We start from the raw sequence: 18,109 nt of genomic DNA, 5'->3' as shown, positions 1-18,109 counted from the left end.
TCCATCTGCTAGCGTCCATGACGTTCCAGAGTTCATCAGGGGGAGGACAGGCGATGACCCGCGACCAGATGGTTGCCCACCTCCGCGCCGCCAATAACGTCGCGCGCGAGACTGCCGCGCATGGGCACCATCCTTTCGGCTGCGTGCTCGTCGGCCCCGACGATCGCATCCTGATGCGGCAAGGAAACATCAACACCGTGCGCCACGCAGAAACCGAGCTCTCCCGGCGTGCCTCGGACGCCTATCCGCCGGATTTCCTCTGGTCCTGCACGCTGGTCACAACCGGCGAGCCCTGTGCGATGTGCACGGGAACGCTGTACTGGGCCAATATCGGCCGGCTGGTCTACGGCTTCGAGGAAACCAAGCTTCTCGCGCTGACCGGCAATCACGCAGAGAACCCGACGATGAACCTCTCGTCGCGCACAGTCCTCGGCTCCGGGCAGAAGCCGGTCGAGGTCCACGGCCCTTTCCCCGAGATGGACGAGGAGCTCCTCGCCCCGCATATCGGTTTTTGGCAGCGCTAGGAGCGGCCTGACTTCGGCACCAGCTACGCCGGCATTTCGATGTCGTGGCCGCCGACGATGGGCAGAGCCGGGTCATCTCCGGCCGCCGCAATCACGCTATCGAGCAGGCCGGGGAAGCGGGCGTCTAGGTCGGCGCGGCGCAGCGTGATCATCCGGTTGGTGCCGGCCACTTCGGCGCGGGTGACGCCGGCCTCGCGCAGTTTGGCCAGGTGATAGCTGAGATTGGTCTTGGAGCCGAGGTCGAGGAACCGGCTGCAGTTCAGCGGCACGCCTTCCTTGCTGGCGAGATAGCGCACGATGGCGAGCCGGGTCGGGTCGCCAAGCACGCCGAGCACGACCGGCAGGCTGATCTGGTCTGTATTTGGGTGCGGCAAAGTCATGGCCCGAAACTAAGCACAGTCGGTGGCGATTTCAACGCGTCGATCTTTCGCGGGCATGCACGGTCCGTTTCGCGATTGGCCCAATGGCTGTCCTGACACAGGGCTGTCAGCAGGGTTCAGCTATTTTCGTCTGGCTTCATTGACATCACGCCCTGTTATGTCCAATTGTTCAATAAGTTTTGAACTAAGGACACGCCCTATGGACAAGCGCCTCTTTTGGCTTGCGCTCGGATCGTTCACGATCTCGACCGAAGGCTTCGTCATCTCCAGCCTGCTGCCTGACATCGCCACCGACGCCCGCATTTCCATTCCGCTCGCCGGCACGCTGATCACCGCCTTCGCGCTGGCTTACGCCATCGGCACGCCGATCCTGGCAACGCTGACCGGCGAATGGGACCGGCGCCGCGTCATCTTGTGGACGCTGGCGTTCTTCGTCATCGGCAATGTGGTGGCGGCGCTGAGCTCGTCCTTCGAGCTGCTGCTCATTGCCCGCATCATCATGGCGCTGTCGTCAGGCCTGTTTGCCGCTACCGCTCAAGGCACGGCGGTGGCGCTGGTCGATGACCACCACCGGGCGCGGGCCATTGCCGTCGTCGTCGGCGGAACCACGGTGGCGGTTGCGCTCGGTGCACCGCTCGGCGCGCTGGTTGCCACGATAGCCGGCTGGCGCGGGACCTTCTTTGCCATTGCCGGGCTCGGCGCGCTGGTCGGCGCCATCCTGTGGTACCGGCTGCCGCGCGGCATTGTCGGCACCAAGCTGCCGCTCAGGCGGCGGCTGGCTGCGGCGCTGCGCCCCGGGGTCATGCCGATCCTGTTGACCACCGCTCTTGCCCTGATCGGCGCCTTCTCGGTGTTTTCCTATATCGCACCGCTGGCCATCCAGAGCGGCGGCCTCAGCCCGATTGCGCTGCCCGGCATGCTGCTCGCCTTCGGTGTCGGCGCCGTCATCGGCAACATAGCCGGCGGCCAGGCGGCCGACCGTTTTGGTGCGACGCGCACCGTCGGCTGGTCGCTGGCGCTGAGCGCCGTCATGCTGGTGATGCTCTCGGTCATCCCGACCTTCCTGCCGCAGCATCTCGCCGGGCCGGCATTGATGGCCATGATGGTGCCGTGGGGCATGGTTGGCTGGGCATTTCCGCCGGCGCAGGCCAGCCGCATCATCAAGCTGGCGCCCGACGCCGCCCCGATCGTGCTGTCGCTCAACGCTTCGGCGCTCTATCTCGGCGTGGCGCTGGGTGCTGTGGTCGGCGGCGCCGTGCTGCGCTACGGCGTGCCGGCCGATCTCGGCCTGGTCGCCGCCATCTTCCCGCTGATCGGGCTTGGCGTGGTGCTGGCCGGCCGCTGGGCGGCCCGGCCGGTCGCCATGCCGGCCGAATAGATCTTTGCAAAGGACCGGCGGCCGCTCTTTCAGCTTGAAGGGGCGGCCGCCGGCACGTCGTAGTCCAGCGCCGCGACTTCATCCAGCATAGCGCGCAGATCTGCCGCTCGTTGCGGGCCGACCAGGGCCTCGAAGCGCTGCTGGGCAATGGTCCACAATTTCGTCGTCTCCTCGAGCTTGGCCAGGCCTTGGTCGGTCAGCCGCACCCGCTTGACGCGGCGATCGTCCTTGTCAGCGAAGGTGTCGACATAGCCGTCGCGGATCAGCGGCTTCAGCGTGTGGCCGAGCGCCGAGAGATCCATGACCATCGCTTCGGCTATCGTGCCCATCGCCGGCTCGTTGCTCACATGGATCTGATGGAGCAGACCGTACTGCGTGCCCTTCAGACCCGAAGGCGAGATTACATCGTCATAGAAGCGGCCGAGCTTGCGCGCGGCGCGCCGCAGCGTGGCGTTGTTGCAAAGGCTAAATCCCGGCAGTGCGGTCTTGGTCATCACGACTCCTTGCCGGCAAAAACCGCTGCCGGCCTGTCGCAGAAATAGTTTCTGCGGCCTCCGTTGACAAGATGGTGGCATATACCTACTTCCGGAAAGTGGTACATGCCACTAATTGAAAATCAGGGCGAGGCGAGGGTCATCGACCTGTCTCGCCGGGCAAAAAAGGAACAGGACAATGAGTGGACAGGACAACAAGGGTACCGCAGTCGTCACCGGCGCATCGGCCGGCATCGGCGCGGTCTATGCCGACCGGCTGGCCGGGCAGGGCTACGATCTGGTGCTGGTGGCGCGGCGCGCCGACCGGCTGGAGGAACTGGCTGAAAAGCTGCGTTATGCCTATAAGCGCAAGGTCAGCGTGATATCAGCCGATCTTGCCGACGACAATGATGTGCGCCGCGTCGAGCAGGCGATCGCAGCCGACGACAGCGTCACGCTGCTGGTCAACAATGCCGGCATTGGTGGCCAGGCCGTGGTGGCAACGGCCGACGCCGACGAGGCCGAGCGCATGATCAAGGTCAACGTCATCGCCTTGACCCGCCTGACCCGCGCCGTTCTGCCGGGGCTTCTTGCGCGCAACCGCGGCGCCATCGTCAACATCGCCTCCGTGCTCGCCTATGATACCTCGTTCGGCGGCATCTACAGCGGCACCAAGGCCTACGTCGTCAACTTCACCGAGGCCCTGCACCGCGAAGTCGCCGGCACCAATGTGAAGGTGCAGGCGGTGCTGCCGGGCGCGACCCGCACCGATTTCTGGGAACTTGCGGGCAGCGATATCGACAATCTGCCGAAGGAGATCATCATGTCCGCCGACGATATGGTCGATGCCGCGCTTGTCGGTCTATCCAGGGGCGAAGCCGTCACCGTGCCGGCACTTGCCGATGCGACCAAGCTCGACACCTTCCTCGGCGCAAGGCAAGTCTTCTACGGCAGCCTGCACGCCGACAAGCCTGCTGCCCGCTATGCTGCTTGAGAGTAGCTGGTTCGCTTCGCTAACCAGGACCCCCACCCCGCTCACTTCGTTCGCGGCCCTCCCCACAAGGGGGAGGGTAAAGTGCGCGCTCCCCTACCTCCCCTTTGTGGGGAGGTCGGACCGCAGGTCCGGGTGGGGGTACTGGCGCCGACCTCTGCGTTTACGCTCCCCGCCACATCGGTATGATCGATGCAGCCAGCACCAGCGCCAGCACGATGTTGAGCGCGCGCCATTGCCATTCGGTCTCGAGCAGCCGTGCCAGCACCATGCCCGCCACGCACCAGATCGACAGCGAGACGGCTGCAGTGAGGCCGAAGGTCGAGCCGAGCAGCAGCGCGAGTTGTCCCGGCCCGTCGGCAAGGGCTGCGAACGAGGCCGCCGCCCCCAGTCCCATCGCCCAGCCCTTCGGGTTCATCCATTGAATGCCGGCGCCGCCGAAGAAGCTGTTGGGTTTTGCCATCGCCACATCGAGATTAGGCGGCCCGGCGCGGCCGATCTTGATTGCCAGCCAGATGAGATAGAGCGAGCCGATGATTTTCATCGCCAGTTGCAGCGAAGGCATGGCCAGCAGCAGACCGGCGAGCCCGGCGGCGGCAGCAGCGGTCACGGTGGCGAGGCCGGCAGCGCTGCCGATCAATAGGGGAACGGAACGGCGAAAACCGAACTGCGCGCCTGAAGCGGTCGACAGGGTGGTGGCGATGCCGGGCGTGACGGTGGCCACGAAGGCAAACAGGATGAGCGGAAAGATGGGCTGCAACATGAGGCGTCCTCCATCGAAGGCCCTACGGTAGACTTCTGCATACTTCAGTAAATGCAATGTTTGCGATGGTTGGCATTAGCAGATATAATGCCAACCATGATCCGTAACCTCGACACAGCGCTGATCCGCACCTTCGTCACCGTCGCCGACAAGGCCAGCATGACGGCGGCGGCGAACGCGCTGCATCTGACGCAAGGCGCCGTAAGCCAGCAGATCAAAAGGCTGGAAGAAGCGCTCGGCTGCAGCCTGTTCGAGCGCGACCGGCGTGGCTTGCGGCTGACGCGGCCCGGCGAGCGGCTGTTCGGCAAGGGCAAACGGTTGCTTGGCCTCAATGACGAGATCTGGGCCGAGATGGCGGGCACCGAGGTCGCCGGCCAGGTGCGGCTCGGTGTTCCCTATGACCTTGTCGGCACTTTGCTGGCGCCGGTGCTGAAGGCCTATGCCGAGACCTATCCGCAGGTCGAGATTTCACTGCTCTGTGCGGCTTCGCCGGACCTTGCCGCGGCCCTCGCGGCCGGCACCATCGACCTTGCCGTCATCGAGGAACCGGTCGGCCCGTCGGCCGGTGAGTGCCTGGCCATTGACCGGCTGGTCTGGGTCGGGGCCAAGGGCGGCGTCGCCCGCGCCAAGCGGCCGCTGCCGGTGTCGATCGTGGCCGATACATGCGCCTTCCGCCCGGTGGTGCTGTCGGCGCTGAACGAGCACGGGCTGGAATGGCGCACCGTGTTCGAGAACGGCAACATCGACGCGACGACCGCGACAGTGCGCTCCGACCTTGCCGTCACCGCCTGGCTGGCCTCCACCGTGCCTGCCGATCTTGACATCCTGGCTTTTGATGCCGGGCTGCCGCCGCTGCCGAATTTTTCCATCAATCTGCATTTGCCGAAGTACGGCACGGCGCCGGCAGCGCAGGAGTTCGCGCGGTATATCCGGGGTGGGTTGGCACGGCGGGCTGTGGCGGCTTGACAGAACTTGCATTTCCTCTCCCCCGTCGATCGGGGGAGAGGAAAGGTGCCAAGCCTGTCCCTGTTACTTCCAGTTCTTACGCCGCTCGAGCTCGGCCTCTGACGGCTTCTGCGTAGCGAACGACCCGACCTTGACCTCACCCCCGCGTTCGTAGGTCGCCATGATGACGCCTGTGGTAGTGGCCTGCGACTTGACCAGCTTGAAAGCGGCGGGCATCGCACCACCATCGAACAGCCGCTTGCCCTTGCCCAGCAGCAGCGGGAAGATCATCAACCGGATCTCGTCGATCAGCCCGTTGGCGAGCAAAGTCTGGATCAGCTCGCTCGAACCCTGGATGAGCAGGTCAGGCCCATCTTCCTTCTTGAGGCGGCGCAACGCCGCGACGATATCTTCTCCAAGCCATTGCGTATTTTCCCAGGTGAGCGAATCCGGCCGATGCGTCGCCACATATTTAGTCGCAGGGTTGAAGGCATCTCCGATGGCATCTTTCTGGTACGGCCAGTAAGCGGCGAAGATGTCGTAGGTTCTGCGGCCGAGCAGCAGGGCGAAGGGCTTAGAGAACAATTCCTCCATGGCCACGCCCGCCACCTCGTCGAAGTAGTGGAACGTCCAGCCGCCGAACTCGAAGCCGCCAACCGGGTCTTCTTCCGGGCCGCCCGGCGCCTGCATGACGCCGTCGAGGCTGACGAAGGTAGCGGCGATGATCTTTCGCATTGGATTTTCCTTTTCCAGGATCCGCGCCGTCAGGGCCGGATTTCGATCTAAGGACGGACAGGCCGGCGGCCGCCCGACAGGCGTTGGCAAAAAAACGCTGCCGGCCGACAAGGGTACCTACCGCCGTCGCCCGCCGCCAAGCGCCTGCGACGAAAACCAGACGTCGCCGATGATGGCGGTGGCGGTCCGGTCCGGCGCCCTGTCTGACGTCAGCCAGATCGAACGGCTGCGCGCCGCCTTCTGGAGGTCGGGGATTTTGGCCGCCGAACCGGCCGCCGAGGCGCCGACGCAGGGGATGAACCACGAGCGCATGAAGGGGTCGCAGGCAAAGCCCTTGTCGTTGCGGGTTACCATCACGGCCAGGCCGACGCCCTGGGACGGACGCCAGGGAAAGATCATGCGGCCGCCCGCTTTCAGCGCCCGAAGCCAAGGAGCCGGCGGTGCGACGACACCGGCATTGACATAGATGATGTCGGACGGCGGCAGATCGCCGGTGACGGCATCGCCGTGGACGACGCTTACATTGCCGTAGGTTTCGAGATTCTTTGTTGCTCTGGCAGCAAGATCTGCCTCCATTTCGAAGGCGGTCACCGGGCCGGGCGCAACCAGCCGGGCCAGCAAGGCGGTGTAGTAGCCGGTGCCGGCGCCGATATGGGTGACGGCCTCGTCCGGTCTGGGGGCGATCCTGCCTATCCACATGGCGTGCAGGGAGGGTTCGCCATTGTTGATGCCCTTGTCGGCATCGAGCGCCACCAGCACGTCCTGATAGATGTGAACAGGATCGGCGCTCGGCGTCATGATCTTGCCGTTGCCGGTGGTGAGCGCCCTGCCGGCGACGACCGCCCAGGGTCCGGGACCGAGAAAGGCTTCGCGCGGAACGGTGGCGAACGCCTCTTCGAGGCGCGGATCGGCCGAGCCGGCATTGGCCGCCATCAGCTGCGCGTAAAATTTCCTGGCGTCTTCGACACTTGTCATGATGGCCGGTAAGATAGCGCAAGCCGCCGGTTTGTCGCCGTCTTGAGCAATTCCAGGAAAAGTGTGAGGCGGCTTTCCGCCCGGAATTGCGTCAAAACAAGAGATAGAGCAGTTCGCCGTTTCCGCGAAACGGCGAACTGCTCAAGAAGAAACTCAGCCGACGCCGAAGACGGTGTCGTAGAGCAGCTTGAAGTTGAGCACCAGGATGACCGCCGCGACGACCCAGGCGAGGACCGCCACGCCGCGGGGAATGGCAAGGTTGCCCATCTTCTTCTTGTCGGAGACGAACTGCACCAGCGGGATGACTGCGAAGGGCAGCTGCATCGACAGTACCACCTGGCTGAAGACCAGCAACTGGCCGGTGCCCTTTTCGCCATAGAGCGCGGTGACGACCACCACCGGGACGATGGCGATGCCGCGCGTCAGTAGCCGGCGCGCCCATTGCGGAATGCGCAGGCGCAAAAAGCCTTCCATGACGATCTGGCCGGCAAGCGTTGCCGTAACCGTCGAGTTGAGGCCGGAGGCCAGCAGCGCCACCGCAAACAGGATGGAGGCGATGCCGAGGCCGAGCAGTGGCGACAAGAGCTCGAAGGCTTGGCCGATCTCGGCGACATCCTGATGGCCGGTGCCATGGAAGGCCACCGCCGAGACGATCAGGATCGAGGCGTTGACGAACAGCGCCAGGACGAGCGCGATGGTCGAGTCCGTCGTCGCCCATTTAATGGCGTCGCGCTTGCCTTTTTCGGTCCGTTCATAGGCGCGTGTCTGTACGATCGAGGAGTGCAGGTAGAGATTGTGCGGCATCACCGTGGCGCCGATGATGCCGATGGCGATGTAGAGCATCGCCGGATTGGTGACGATCTCCGTCGACGGCACGAACATCGAATGCAGGATCGAGCCGACCGGAGGGGCAGCGGCAAAGATCTGGATGGCGAAACAGCCGAAGATGATGATCAAAAGCGCGATGACGAAGGCTTCGAGATAGCGGAAACCCTTGTTCATCAAGAGCAGCACGATGAAGGCGTCGAGCGCCGTCAGCAACGCGCCGCCGATCAGCGGAATGCCGAACAGAAGCTGCAGCGCGATCGCCGTGCCGATCACCTCGGCGAGGTCGCAGGCGATGATGGCGAGTTCGCAGGCGATCCACAGCACGAAACTGACGGGACGCGGATAATAGGCGCGGCAGGCCTGGGCGAGGTCGCGGCCGGTGGCGATGCCAAGCCGGGCGGCAAGCGCCTGCAGCAGGATCGCCATCAGGTTGGACAGCATGATGATGAACAATAGCGTGTAGCCGAACTGGGCGCCGCCGGCGAGGTCGGTGGCCCAGTTGCCCGGATCCATATAGCCGACCGAGACCATGTAGCCCGGTCCCATGAAGGCGAACAGGCGACGGAACCAGACGCCGGACTGCGGCACCGCGATCGTGGAGTTCACCTCGCGCAGGCTGGGAGGATTGTCCTCCGGCCTGTCAAATCGCCAGGATGATCCCAAGGTAGCGTCAGCTTCGGACATGGAGGGCTTTCCACTGGGTGGATCGGTTGACGTCATCCTATCTATGCCAGGGCTCAACATTATGCAATAGGCTATATTTCATTGTATGTGCTTCCTGTTGCGCCGACCGGCAGGCCGGCCGGGGATCGCAAACGCCGGTTGCGCCTACCATGGAATGGAAATAAACGGCTGGAACAGTTAAGCCCGTGCTATGAATGGCAAAGGGCGATTGCTTTGCCCAAAGCCGATTCTTGTCAAAAGATGGGAAGGAGCGCGTGTTGGCGCTGAAGCACAGACCGGTTGGACGCGAGGAGCCGCTGCCTGACGCCGAGATTCATTCGAAAGGGTTCCGGCAGCAGCGCGAAGCGCGCCGCGGCGCGCTGGTCGAGGATTATGTCGAGCTGATCGCCGACCTGATCGAGGACGGCAATGAGGCGCGTCAGGTCGATATTGCTGCGCGGCTCGGTGTCGCCCAGCCGACGGTGGCCAAGATGCTGACCAGGCTGTGCGCCGACGGGCTCGTTTCCAGAAAACCCTATCGCGGTGTGTTCCTGACCGACGCCGGGCGCAAGGTGGCGGAAGAGAGCCGCATCCGCCACCAGACGGTAGAAGCGTTTTTGCGTTCGCTCGGTGTCAGCGCCGAGACGGCGCGCATCGATGCCGAGGGCATCGAGCATCATGTCAGCGCCGAGACGCTGGAAGCCTTTCGCAAGGCGATGATCGCGCCGCGCTGAGGGGTGCCGGGGCCGCACCACTGGAACCTCCGCACGTCAGGCTCGTTGCTCCTGACGTTGCGCGTGATTGTCGCGCGCCAAGGAGGAAAACATGGGCGTCGAACAGGCACCGACCGCGAAGGGCAAGCAGGCGGCCGAGGGTTTGAGGCAGGCAGCGGCAAAGGACGAACGCAAGACCGAGGTCGAAACCGGCCATGCGCTGAAAAAGGGCGCCGCGCGTTTCGAGGAACGCTCCAAAAGCTCGGACGGCAAAAGCGCCGGCACCAAGCAGAAGATCTGAGTTCTGTTCGCAAGCGGCAACCTGCCGCTCATTCCTCGGTGTCCTGCACCCAACTGCGCGGATGGCCGTCGACGCGGAACTGGAATATGAAATAGGGCGGAATGCAGGAGCCCTTGCCAGGCTTGGCTGCGGCCAGATCGTCGTAGCCGGCGGTGCAGATATAGTCCTCGCGGCAGGGATGCGCCTTGTCGCAGGCGCGCAGGCCGGCGGTCTTGGTGAATTCCTTGGTGCAGAATTTGTGGTCCTTGCCCGACGCGATGCAGTCGTTGAAACCGGTCTTGGCGAGGCGGCCGCAAGTCGCCTCGTCGGGAAGCTTGTCGCAGCTTGCCTTGCGCAGCATGCCCCCGGGAAAGCCACCGGTCTTCTGCTCGGGGTTGTCGTAGCGTTGGCGCGCCGCGCCATAGCCGGCGAGCTTGATTACCGGTTTCTTGTCGCGCGCCGGATCGATGGCGCAGGCTTTTGCGGTGGCCGGCGACAGGCGGCAATATTTGTCGCTGCCCCAGCTCGACATCTTAATCTCGCCGAACTCGACGGGGTCGCCGACTGCGGTGGCCGCCTCGCTGACGCAGGTGCCGAAGCCCGGATGGATGTCGCTTTCATGGACGCCGGCGCAGCGCAGGCTTTCGCCGCAGCTCCAGTCCTTGAAGCTGGCATCCTTGCCGCTGTAGCAGATCGAGCCCCAGCCATTGTAGAGATCGGTGCCTTTCAGCGCTTCGGCGAGTTTGGCGTCCGGACGGGCGGCGAAGCCGCGTGAGAAATCCGGATGGCCGCCGGCGGCGAAGTCCTCGACGATGGCGCGGCGGCGAGGCAGGTCGGCGAAGAACACCGCCGAGCCGGGGACGAAGACGGCGTTGCGGCGCGGCTCGCTGGCCGGATCGGCGCCGGTGTAATGGAAGCCGGCAATGCCGTGCGTCTGGTGGCAGCCGGTGCAGGTCATTTCGTTGAGACGCAGATTGAAGCCGGCCACCGATTTCACGCTGCGCAGCTCGTTGCCCTTGGCGACATAGTCCTGCAGTGCCTTGTCGATGTCGGCATCGTCGAGCAGCCCATAGGCGATATTGTTTTGCGACCTGGCCATGCCGCCGGGTGCGACCGAGACGGCGCTGGTCGCCAGGAACTTGTCGTCGATGACCAGCCGGCCGCGATCGAGGTCGTAGAGGTTGCGGTCGGTGAGCAGCCATTTGGCGAAGGCCGGCCGGTCGGCCAGAACCACTTTCCGGTCGATCTGGTTCTCCATCTTCGATTCCTGGAAGGTGGACGTCGTTGGGTCCCATTTGAAAATCTTGAGGAGATATTCGGCGTGGCCACCGAAGTCGCGGCGGCTCGAGGCCGACAGCCGGAGAACCTGCATGTTCAGCTCAAGCCGCATGATCTGCGACGAATTCAGCATGGCGTTGGAGAGCGGCCCTTCGTCGGAGCGCAGCCAGGCTGCCAGTTGCTCGGGCGCAAGGTTCTTCTGGCCGGCGGCGAGCCAGCGCTTGGCGATTTCGGCACAGGAAACGGCGGTGGCGCTTGGACGGTCTCTCGAAGCGCGGGGGCGAGCCTCGCCGGGCCTGGCGTTGAAGACCAGACCCATGGTCAGCGGCAGCCGCGACGAGATGCGTTGCGCTGTCTTTCCCTTCGTGGGCTTCTCCGCCACCGAATAGTGGAAGCGGTAGATCAGCCTGATCTCGCCGCATTCGGTGTGGCCGAGATAGCCGCGGTCCATGCGGTTGACGACGCCGGTCAGGTCGAGCGTCGAGCCGTCATCGTCGATGTATTTCGGGTTGAATTTCTGGCTGGTGTCCTTCGACTTGACCATGGCCGCGACGTAAGGATCGGGGCTATTGGCAGGCTCGTCGGCGATCTCCTGCTTGACGGCGTTGCGCACAGGGGTCAGCGCGCGCACCGAAAACAGGCCCCGATTGTCGACCTCGCGCGTGAGACCCAGCGCCGGGCCGAGCAGGCGGCTGATCGAGAGGCCGCCACGCTCAAGCGCCTGCAATGTCTCGGGATCGGTTACGGCGACGCTGGAATCGAGCGTCACGGCGCGCGCCGGCGACGGGCCGAGGCATAGCACCACCGCCAGCAGCAGAAATCGACCGATCGTCCGCAAGTCCCCGACACCCCCGTTCGAACCGGATGCTACAGCGCGCATGCCGCCTCGACCAGAGTGCGAACACGATGCCGCTGCCACGAAAAATACTGTGACTTGGCGCAACCATTGCGATAATTGTCTGTTGGGTCGGACTGGGCCACGACATCGGCCACGCCAGCCGAAATTTGCATACGGGGAGTTGCCATGCTCTGGAAGGGCCGCCGTCAGAGTGACAATGTCGAGGACGAGCGCAGCGACAGCGGCGGCGGTGGTGGTTTCGGCGGCGGCAGCCCTGGCCAGTTCCGCATCCCGATCGGCGGCCGCACCGGCGGCGGCGGCAGCATATTGCTGGTCGTCCTCGTGGTGCTGGCCGGATGGTATTTCGGCTTCGACCCGTCGCAGATCCTGGGCAGCGGCGACGGCGGCGGCGTGCTGCCGGGTGGCGGTGGCCAGATTACCGACAACAGCGGCGGCCAGGACGACGGCGCCGGCACGCCTGCTTCCGACGAGATGAAGCAGTTCGTGGCGACCGTGCTGGCCGAGACCGAAGAGACCTGGACCGGCATCTTCCAGTCGCAGGGCCTGAAATACGAGGACCCGAAGCTTGTGCTGTTCAGCGGCCAGATCCGCTCGGCCTGCGGCTCCGCCTCGACGGCAGCCGGACCGTTCTATTGTCCCGGCGACCACAAGGTCTACCTCGACACCACCTTCTTCCAGCAGCTCGACCAGCAGTTCGGCGCCTCGGGGGATTTCGCCCAGGCATATGTGATCGCCCATGAAGTCGGTCACCATGTGCAGAACCTCACCGGCATCCTGCCCAAGTTCAACCAGATGCGGCAGTCGATGGGTGAGGCGGAAGCCAACCAGATGTCGGTGCGCATCGAGCTGCAGGCCGACTGCTTCGCCGGCGTTTGGGCGCATTTCACCGCGCAGAAGGGCATTCTGGAACAGGGCGACATCGAAGAGGCGCTCAACGCCGCCAAGCAGATCGGCGACGATACGCTGCAGAAGAAGATGCAGGGCTATGTCGTTCCGGAAAGCTTCAACCACGGGACGTCGCAGCAAAGGCAGACCTGGCTGGCGCGCGGCTACAAGAGCGGCAAGCTGTCGGATTGCAACACGCTGACCGGTCCGGTTTGAGGCGCTCGCAAGTTCCAGCCGACCGCGGTTCAAAGCGCATCCGTCGGCGGGCCAATTCACCACCGGCAACAGATGTCAGGAGGAGAACGCCTGAGGCGTTCTCCTATTGTTCCAAAGTGGCGCCTCGCCTATAACGGGCGCCCGCCCAAGGGCGGTCTCAGGGAGCAGACGCCATCATGATCGACCCCAAAACCGCCAGGCGGGGCCTTGCGCTCGTCTTCACCACGCTGCTGCTCGACATTATCGGCTTCGGCATGATCATGCCGGTGTTGCCGGCCTTTCTCAGGGAGCTTTCCGGCGTCGGCATCAGCGAAGCGGCGATCGAAGGCGGCTGGCTGTTCTTCGTCTATGCGGCGATGCAGTTCTTCTTCGCGCCAATCATGGGTGGATTGAGCGACCGCTTCGGGCGGCGGCCGATCCTGCTTGCCTCGGTGCTTACATTCTCGATCGACAATCTGATCTGCGCCATCGCCTGGTCCTATCCGATGCTGTTCATCGGCCGCGTGCTGGCCGGCGTTTCGGGCGCCAGCTATTCGACGACGTCGGCCTTCATTGCCGACATCTCGAACGACGACAACCGGGCGAAGAATTTCGGTCTGCTCGGCATCGCCTTCGGCGTCGGCTTCGTCATTGGGCCGGTGCTGGGCGGGCTGCTCGGCACGTTCGGGCCGCGAGTGCCGTTTTACTTTGCCGCCGGGCTTGCCTTCGTGAACTTCCTCATCGCCATGTTCTTCCTGCCTGAAACGCTCGATGAAAAGCACCGCCGCCGCTTCGAGTGGAAACGCGCCAACCCGGTCGGCACGCTGCTGCAGATGCGCCAATATCAGGGCATCGGCTGGATCGGGCTCGCCTTCTTCCTGATGACGCTCGGCCACATGATGTATCCTGCGGTGTGGTCGTTCGTGTCCAATTATCGTTATGGCTGGAGCGAGCAGCAGATCGGCTTCTCGCTCGGCGCCTTCGGCCTGTGTGGGGCGATCGTCATGGCGACGGTGCTGCCGCGCGTGATCCCCAAACTTGGCGAATGGAGGACGGCGGTGATCGGCCTGACATTTACTGCGGCCAGCGCCTTCGGCTACGCCTTCGCCTCGCAAGGCTGGATGATCTATGCGGTGATCGTCGTCGGCTGCCTCGAAGCACTGGCCGATCCGCCGCTGAGAAGCCTTGCCGCCGCCAAGGTGCCGCCATCGGCGCAAGGCGAATTGCAGGGTGCGATGACGTCGATCTTCTCGATCACCTCGATCATCACGCCGCTGCTGTACACCGCGATCTTTTCCTGGTTCACCGGGCCTAATGCGCCCGTGGTGTTTGGCGGCGCGCCCTATCTGGTTGGCGCGTGCTTCCTGACGCTTGCCGTCATTGTCTTTGTAACGAAAGTTGCGAGGCCGACGGCGGTGAAAAGCGTTGCCACCGGCGCTGCGGAAGATGGAGCCCAGATATGAGCCATGACAGCCGCATAGAGCTGACCAAGGACGGAGTGTCGCTGTCGCGGCTGGTGTTCGGCGCCTGGCGCCTGCTCGACAACGCCGCGCGCCCGGACGCCGATCAGATCGCGCGGCTGATCGGCACTGCGGTCGATCTCGGCCTGACCAGCTTCGACCATGCCGATATTTACGGGCATTACCAGGTGGAAGCTGCCTTTGGCGCCGGCTTGTCGCGCTGGAAGGGCAAGCGCGACAGCATCGAGCTGATCTCGAAATGCGACATCATTCTGGCATCGGCCAACCGGCCTCAGAACCGGCTGAAGCATTACGACACCAGTGCGGCCCACATTGCCGCCTCGGTCGACCGTTCGCTCGCCAATCTCGGCACGGACTATCTCGACCTGTTGCTGCTGCACCGGCCGGATCCGCTGATGGATGCCGACGAGACGGCGGCGGCCCTTGCCGGGCTGGTCAAGTCGGGCAAGGTGAGAGCGGTCGGGGTCTCCAATTTCACGCCGTCGCAGTTCGACCTTCTGGCCTCGCGGCTGCCGTTTGCCTTGGCCACCAACCAGATCGAGATGTCGGTGCTGAAGACCAATGCGCTGATGGATGGCAGCCTCGATCACGCGCAACGCCTCGGCTATGCGCCGATGATCTGGTCGCCCCTCGGCGGCGGCTTGCTGTTCACCGGCAAGGAAGGGCGCGAGGCGCGGGTCAGGGCGGCAATCGCGGCGGTGGCTGCCGAGATCGGCGCCGGCGATCTCGCCGCCGTCGCCATCGCCTGGCTGCTGCGTCATCCGGCGCGGCTGGCGCCGGTGCTCGGCACGATGAAGCCCGAGCGGCTGGCCGCCATGGTCAAGGCGCTGGAGATCGACCTCGACCGCCAGCAATGGTTCGCCATACTGGAGGCCAGCGAAGGCCGGCCGGTGGCATAAGGTCACCCAGGCGCGAACTTCGAACCCGCCATAGGTGTGTGCTTCGTCCGTTAATGCGGCGCGCAACCGAAGCGATGAGGGGGGCTTGGGCTCAGGGGATGCCGTCGGCGCTCTCGAAGCCTTCGTCGCTTCGCGCCGTCACAAACAGACCGGTTGACCGGTTTATTCCATTGACCCAAGACAAGGGCAATCGCGCCGCGTTTGTAACTCCGGCTATTCGGAGCATCACGATCTGGGCAACGGCTAGGCGAAGACCTGTAAAATCAAACCCGTTCGGCCAGCAGTTCCTCGCCGCGCTTTTCGCGGATCAGATTGACGAAACGGCGGAACAGATAGTGCGAGTCCTGCGGGCCGGGCGAGGCCTCGGGGTGGTGCTGGACCGAGAACACCGGACGTCCGGTCAGCGCGATGCCGCAGTTCGAGCCATCGAACAGCGAGACATGGGTTTCCTCGACGCCCTCGGGCAAGGAGTCGGCATCGACGGCAAAGCCGTGGTTCATCGAGACGATCTCGACCTTGCCGGTGGTATGATCCTTGACCGGGTGGTTGGCGCCGTGATGGCCCTGGTGCATCTTGGCGGTCTTGCCGCCCAGCGCCAGGGCCAGCATCTGGTGGCCGAGGCAGATGCCGAACACCGGAATATCGGTCTTGAGCAGATCCTGGATGACCGGCACGGCGTAGTCGCCGGTGGCTTCCGGGTCGCCAGGCCCGTTGGAGAGGAAGATGCCGTCGGGCTGCATGGCCAGGATCTCTTCCGAGCCGGTGCCGGCCGGAACCACGGTGACCTTGGCGCCGAGGCCGGAAAGCAGGCGAAGGATGTTACGCTTGACGCCGTAGTCGATGGCGACGACGTGCATCGACGGCTCGGCCTGTTCGCCAAAGCCTTCGTTCCACACCCAGGGCGTTTCACGCCAGACCGAGGACTGGCCCGAGGTGACTTCCTTGGCGAGGTCAAGCCCGATCAGGCCCGACCAGGCGGCGGCGCGCCGCTTCAAATCGTCGATGTCGAAGATGCCGTCGGGCGCGTGCGCAATGACGGCGTTGGGCATGCCCTTTTCGCGGATCAGCGCGGTGAGCGCGCGGGTGTCGATGCCCGACAGCGCGACGATGCCGCGCTTCTTCAGCCACTGGTCCAGCCCGGCTCCGGCGCGGTAGTTGGACGGGTTGGTGACATCGGCCTTGAACACCGCACCGACGGCGCCGGCGCGGGCGACCGGGTTGAGGTCCTCGATGTCCTCGTCATTGGTGCCGATGTTGCCGATATGCGGGAAAGTGAAGGTGACGATCTGGCCGGCATAGGACGGGTCGGTGAGAATTTCCTGGTAGCCGGTGAGCGCGGTGTTGAAGCAGACTTCGGCAACGGCGGAACCGGTGGCGCCGAGGCCGCGACCCTCGATGACGGTGCCGTCGGCCAGCACCAGGACGGCGGTCGGCTTTTCGGTTGCCCAAGGCGGGGTCAGTTCGGGGGTCATCTCGGCCATGGCGACGCTCCTGTCACGCTGCGCGCTTCGATGGCGGGCCATCTGCGCAGCAAACGGCGCGGCCGATCTCTCGAGCCTGCGCGCATCAATTCTTTGTCTTGTGCAAGGCCGAGTACATAGGGGAAGGCGCCAGAGCGGTCAATGATGCCCGTGCCAAAAACGGCGAGCATTTGTTTCGTCGAACGATATCAGGGCTTTGGCGCGTTTGCTTTGCGGATGGGCCGCGGTTATTGTCCGCGCCGTTCGAAGGAGAAAGCATCATGCGCGCAAAAATCGCCGAATCCCTGAAAAGCGCGATGAAGGCGCAGGACAAGCACCGGCTGCCGACGCTCAGGCTGATCCAGGCCGCCATCCACGACCGCGACATCGCCAATCGCGGCTCGACCAAGGACCCCGCCAGCGACGAGGAGATCCTGCAGATCCTGGCCAAAATGGTGAAGCAGCGCGAGGAATCGGCCAAGGCGTTCGAGGACGGCAAGCGCCCGGATCTGGCCGCGCAGGAGCGTGGCGAGATGGAGATCATCCGCGGCTTCCTGCCGACGCAGCTGGATGAGGCCGCCGTAACAGCTGCGGCGCGCGAGGCGATCGCTGCGACCGGTGCCGCCAGCCAAAAGGACATGGGCAAGGTGATCGCGGCGCTGAAGCAGAAATATGCCGGCCAGATGGATTTCGGCAAGGCCAGCGGCATCGTCAAAGGCCTGCTGCAGTAGGAGCCGACACCGCTTCAATGGCGAAGGAGAGCAGGGGCATTACCTCTGGGCAAGAAACGGTCCGCACCGGCTTAAGCGAGCAAGCGTTGACCTGCCGGAGAGACCCACCATGATCGAAATCGTCAAACCCACGCTCGAACATCTGCCCTCCTACAAGGCGGCGCTCGAGCGTGGCTGGTCGCCGGACAATGTCCGGCTGATGGAAGCGACGCGCGAGCAACTTGCGGCGATCGACGAGGATCCCGCGGCGTTCCTTGCCAGCCTCGACGATCCCGAGGCCAAAGGAGGCCCGATTACCTTGCCGGACGGCACGACCGTGCCGCGGCTGCCGGGCTTCCGGCGCTGGATCTGGGACGGCGAGGCCGCCGGCTCGATCGGCTTTCGCTGGCAGCCGGGTACGGCCGCACTGCCGTCGCATGTGCTCGGCCATATCGGCTATGCCGTGGTGCCGTGGAAGCGCGGACGAGGCTATGCGACCGAGGCGCTGCGGCTGATGCTGGACGAGGCGAGGGCTGTTGGTTTGCCATATGTCGAGCTCACCACCGACCTCGACAATCCGGCCTCGCAGAAGGTGGTGCTGGCCAATGGCGGCCGTGTGGTCGGTCCGTTCATCAAGGACGCCGCGTATGGCGGCGCCGAGAGTTTGTTGTTCCGGATCGATTTGTAGTCCGAT

At 64.4% G+C, this 18,109-nt stretch carries 19 protein-coding genes; 11 read left to right on the top strand and 8 right to left on the bottom strand.

Annotated elements, in window-relative coordinates; translation table 11 throughout:
• Positions 1–53: 53 nt before the first annotated feature.
• Positions 54–524 carry a nucleoside deaminase gene (locus NKJ18_RS00595; protein ID WP_023828084.1) on the top strand — a complete coding sequence of 157 codons (471 nt, stop codon included), beginning with the start codon at positions 54–56 and terminating at the stop codon, positions 522–524.
• 23 nt (positions 525–547) lie between these two features.
• Here NKJ18_RS00595 and NKJ18_RS00590 read toward each other — a convergent pair whose 3' ends face one another.
• Positions 548–904 carry an ArsR/SmtB family transcription factor gene (locus NKJ18_RS00590; RefSeq protein WP_023683780.1) on the bottom strand — a complete coding sequence of 119 codons (357 nt, stop codon included), beginning with the start codon at positions 902–904 and terminating at the stop codon, positions 548–550.
• Between the two features lie 199 nt (positions 905–1,103).
• Here NKJ18_RS00590 and NKJ18_RS00585 point away from each other — a divergent pair, with 199 nt between their 5' ends.
• Positions 1,104–2,282, top strand: coding sequence for an MFS transporter (locus NKJ18_RS00585; RefSeq protein ID WP_023683782.1), 1,179 nt, complete (start codon positions 1,104–1,106; stop codon positions 2,280–2,282).
• Positions 2,283–2,311: 29 nt separating this feature from the next.
• Here NKJ18_RS00585 and NKJ18_RS00580 read toward each other — a convergent pair whose 3' ends face one another.
• Complete coding sequence (locus tag NKJ18_RS00580; protein ID WP_352757638.1) at positions 2,312–2,776, bottom strand: MarR family winged helix-turn-helix transcriptional regulator; 465 nt, start codon at positions 2,774–2,776, stop codon at positions 2,312–2,314.
• A 178-nt stretch (positions 2,777–2,954) separates the two neighbouring features.
• Between NKJ18_RS00580 and NKJ18_RS00575 the strand changes: the two genes are divergently transcribed.
• Entirely contained in the window at positions 2,955–3,749 is a 795-nt protein-coding gene (locus NKJ18_RS00575) for an SDR family NAD(P)-dependent oxidoreductase (protein ID WP_352757636.1), read from the top strand.
• A gap of 160 nt (positions 3,750–3,909) precedes the next feature.
• Here NKJ18_RS00575 and NKJ18_RS00570 read toward each other — a convergent pair whose 3' ends face one another.
• The gene (locus NKJ18_RS00570; protein ID WP_023672428.1) at positions 3,910–4,509 is read right to left on the bottom strand and encodes a LysE family translocator; all 600 of its coding nucleotides are present in this window, start codon (positions 4,507–4,509) and stop codon (positions 3,910–3,912) included.
• An 87-nt stretch (positions 4,510–4,596) separates the two neighbouring features.
• Here NKJ18_RS00570 and NKJ18_RS00565 point away from each other — a divergent pair, with 87 nt between their 5' ends.
• Positions 4,597–5,475, top strand: a complete 879-nt coding sequence (locus NKJ18_RS00565) for a LysR family transcriptional regulator (RefSeq protein ID WP_502906145.1) — start codon at positions 4,597–4,599, stop codon at positions 5,473–5,475.
• A gap of 63 nt (positions 5,476–5,538) precedes the next feature.
• Here the strand turns inward: NKJ18_RS00565 and NKJ18_RS00560 are convergent, their stop codons facing one another.
• From NKJ18_RS00560 to NKJ18_RS00550, 3 genes are all read right to left on the bottom strand, one after another.
• Positions 5,539–6,189 (bottom strand): dihydrofolate reductase family protein, encoded by a 651-nt coding sequence (locus NKJ18_RS00560; RefSeq protein WP_023731609.1) that lies wholly within the window; start codon positions 6,187–6,189, stop codon positions 5,539–5,541.
• A 117-nt stretch (positions 6,190–6,306) separates the two neighbouring features.
• On the bottom strand, positions 6,307–7,164 hold the full coding sequence (locus NKJ18_RS00555; RefSeq protein WP_352757634.1) for a protein-L-isoaspartate O-methyltransferase family protein: 858 nt from the start codon (positions 7,162–7,164) through the stop codon (positions 6,307–6,309).
• Between the two features lie 153 nt (positions 7,165–7,317).
• A complete protein-coding gene (locus NKJ18_RS00550) occupies positions 7,318–8,676 on the bottom strand; it encodes an Nramp family divalent metal transporter (protein ID WP_023672432.1) in 1,359 nt (452 codons plus the stop codon).
• A 257-nt stretch (positions 8,677–8,933) separates the two neighbouring features.
• On the opposite strand from NKJ18_RS00550, the gene mntR reads away from it, so the two are divergent.
• Together mntR and NKJ18_RS00540 are read left to right on the top strand one after the other, a co-directional pair.
• Positions 8,934–9,389: a manganese-binding transcriptional regulator MntR gene (mntR, locus tag NKJ18_RS00545; RefSeq protein WP_023672433.1), complete on the top strand. Its 456-nt coding sequence runs from the start codon at positions 8,934–8,936 to the stop codon at positions 9,387–9,389.
• A 91-nt stretch (positions 9,390–9,480) separates the two neighbouring features.
• Positions 9,481–9,669 carry a hypothetical protein gene (locus NKJ18_RS00540; RefSeq protein ID WP_023672434.1) on the top strand — a complete coding sequence of 63 codons (189 nt, stop codon included), beginning with the start codon at positions 9,481–9,483 and terminating at the stop codon, positions 9,667–9,669.
• Positions 9,670–9,697: 28 nt separating this feature from the next.
• Here the strand turns inward: NKJ18_RS00540 and NKJ18_RS00535 are convergent, their stop codons facing one another.
• Positions 9,698–11,764 (bottom strand): hypothetical protein, encoded by a 2,067-nt coding sequence (locus NKJ18_RS00535; protein ID WP_031203076.1) that lies wholly within the window; start codon positions 11,762–11,764, stop codon positions 9,698–9,700.
• Positions 11,765–11,950: 186 nt separating this feature from the next.
• On the opposite strand from NKJ18_RS00535, the gene ypfJ reads away from it, so the two are divergent.
• The 3 genes from ypfJ (at position 11,951) to NKJ18_RS00520 (ending at position 15,245) form a co-directional block, all read left to right on the top strand.
• Positions 11,951–12,886 (top strand): KPN_02809 family neutral zinc metallopeptidase, encoded by a 936-nt coding sequence (ypfJ, locus tag NKJ18_RS00530; RefSeq protein WP_023672436.1) that lies wholly within the window; start codon positions 11,951–11,953, stop codon positions 12,884–12,886.
• 176 nt (positions 12,887–13,062) lie between these two features.
• On the top strand, positions 13,063–14,328 hold the full coding sequence (locus NKJ18_RS00525) for a TCR/Tet family MFS transporter (protein WP_023689748.1): 1,266 nt from the start codon (positions 13,063–13,065) through the stop codon (positions 14,326–14,328).
• Complete coding sequence (locus NKJ18_RS00520) at positions 14,325–15,245, top strand: aldo/keto reductase (RefSeq protein WP_352757631.1); 921 nt, start codon at positions 14,325–14,327, stop codon at positions 15,243–15,245. Before NKJ18_RS00525 ends, NKJ18_RS00520 begins: the two co-directional genes overlap by 4 nt.
• Positions 15,246–15,508: 263 nt before the next feature.
• Here the strand turns inward: NKJ18_RS00520 and carA are convergent, their stop codons facing one another.
• Positions 15,509–16,726, bottom strand: coding sequence for a glutamine-hydrolyzing carbamoyl-phosphate synthase small subunit (carA, locus tag NKJ18_RS00515; protein ID WP_081730888.1), 1,218 nt, complete (start codon positions 16,724–16,726; stop codon positions 15,509–15,511).
• A gap of 260 nt (positions 16,727–16,986) precedes the next feature.
• Here carA and NKJ18_RS00510 point away from each other — a divergent pair, with 260 nt between their 5' ends.
• Together NKJ18_RS00510 and NKJ18_RS00505 are read left to right on the top strand one after the other, a co-directional pair.
• Entirely contained in the window at positions 16,987–17,436 is a 450-nt protein-coding gene (locus tag NKJ18_RS00510) for a GatB/YqeY domain-containing protein (protein ID WP_032888139.1), read from the top strand.
• A 109-nt stretch (positions 17,437–17,545) separates the two neighbouring features.
• Positions 17,546–18,103: a GNAT family N-acetyltransferase gene (locus NKJ18_RS00505; protein ID WP_023672441.1), complete on the top strand. Its 558-nt coding sequence runs from the start codon at positions 17,546–17,548 to the stop codon at positions 18,101–18,103.
• Positions 18,104–18,109 lie beyond the last annotated feature (6 nt).

The sequence above is a fragment of the Mesorhizobium sp. M0217 genome (assembly GCF_040321955.1).
Classification (GTDB): domain Bacteria; phylum Pseudomonadota; class Alphaproteobacteria; order Rhizobiales; family Rhizobiaceae; genus Mesorhizobium.
Note: the sequence above shows the minus strand (reverse complement) of the source record. Positions and strands in the feature narration are given on the sequence as shown.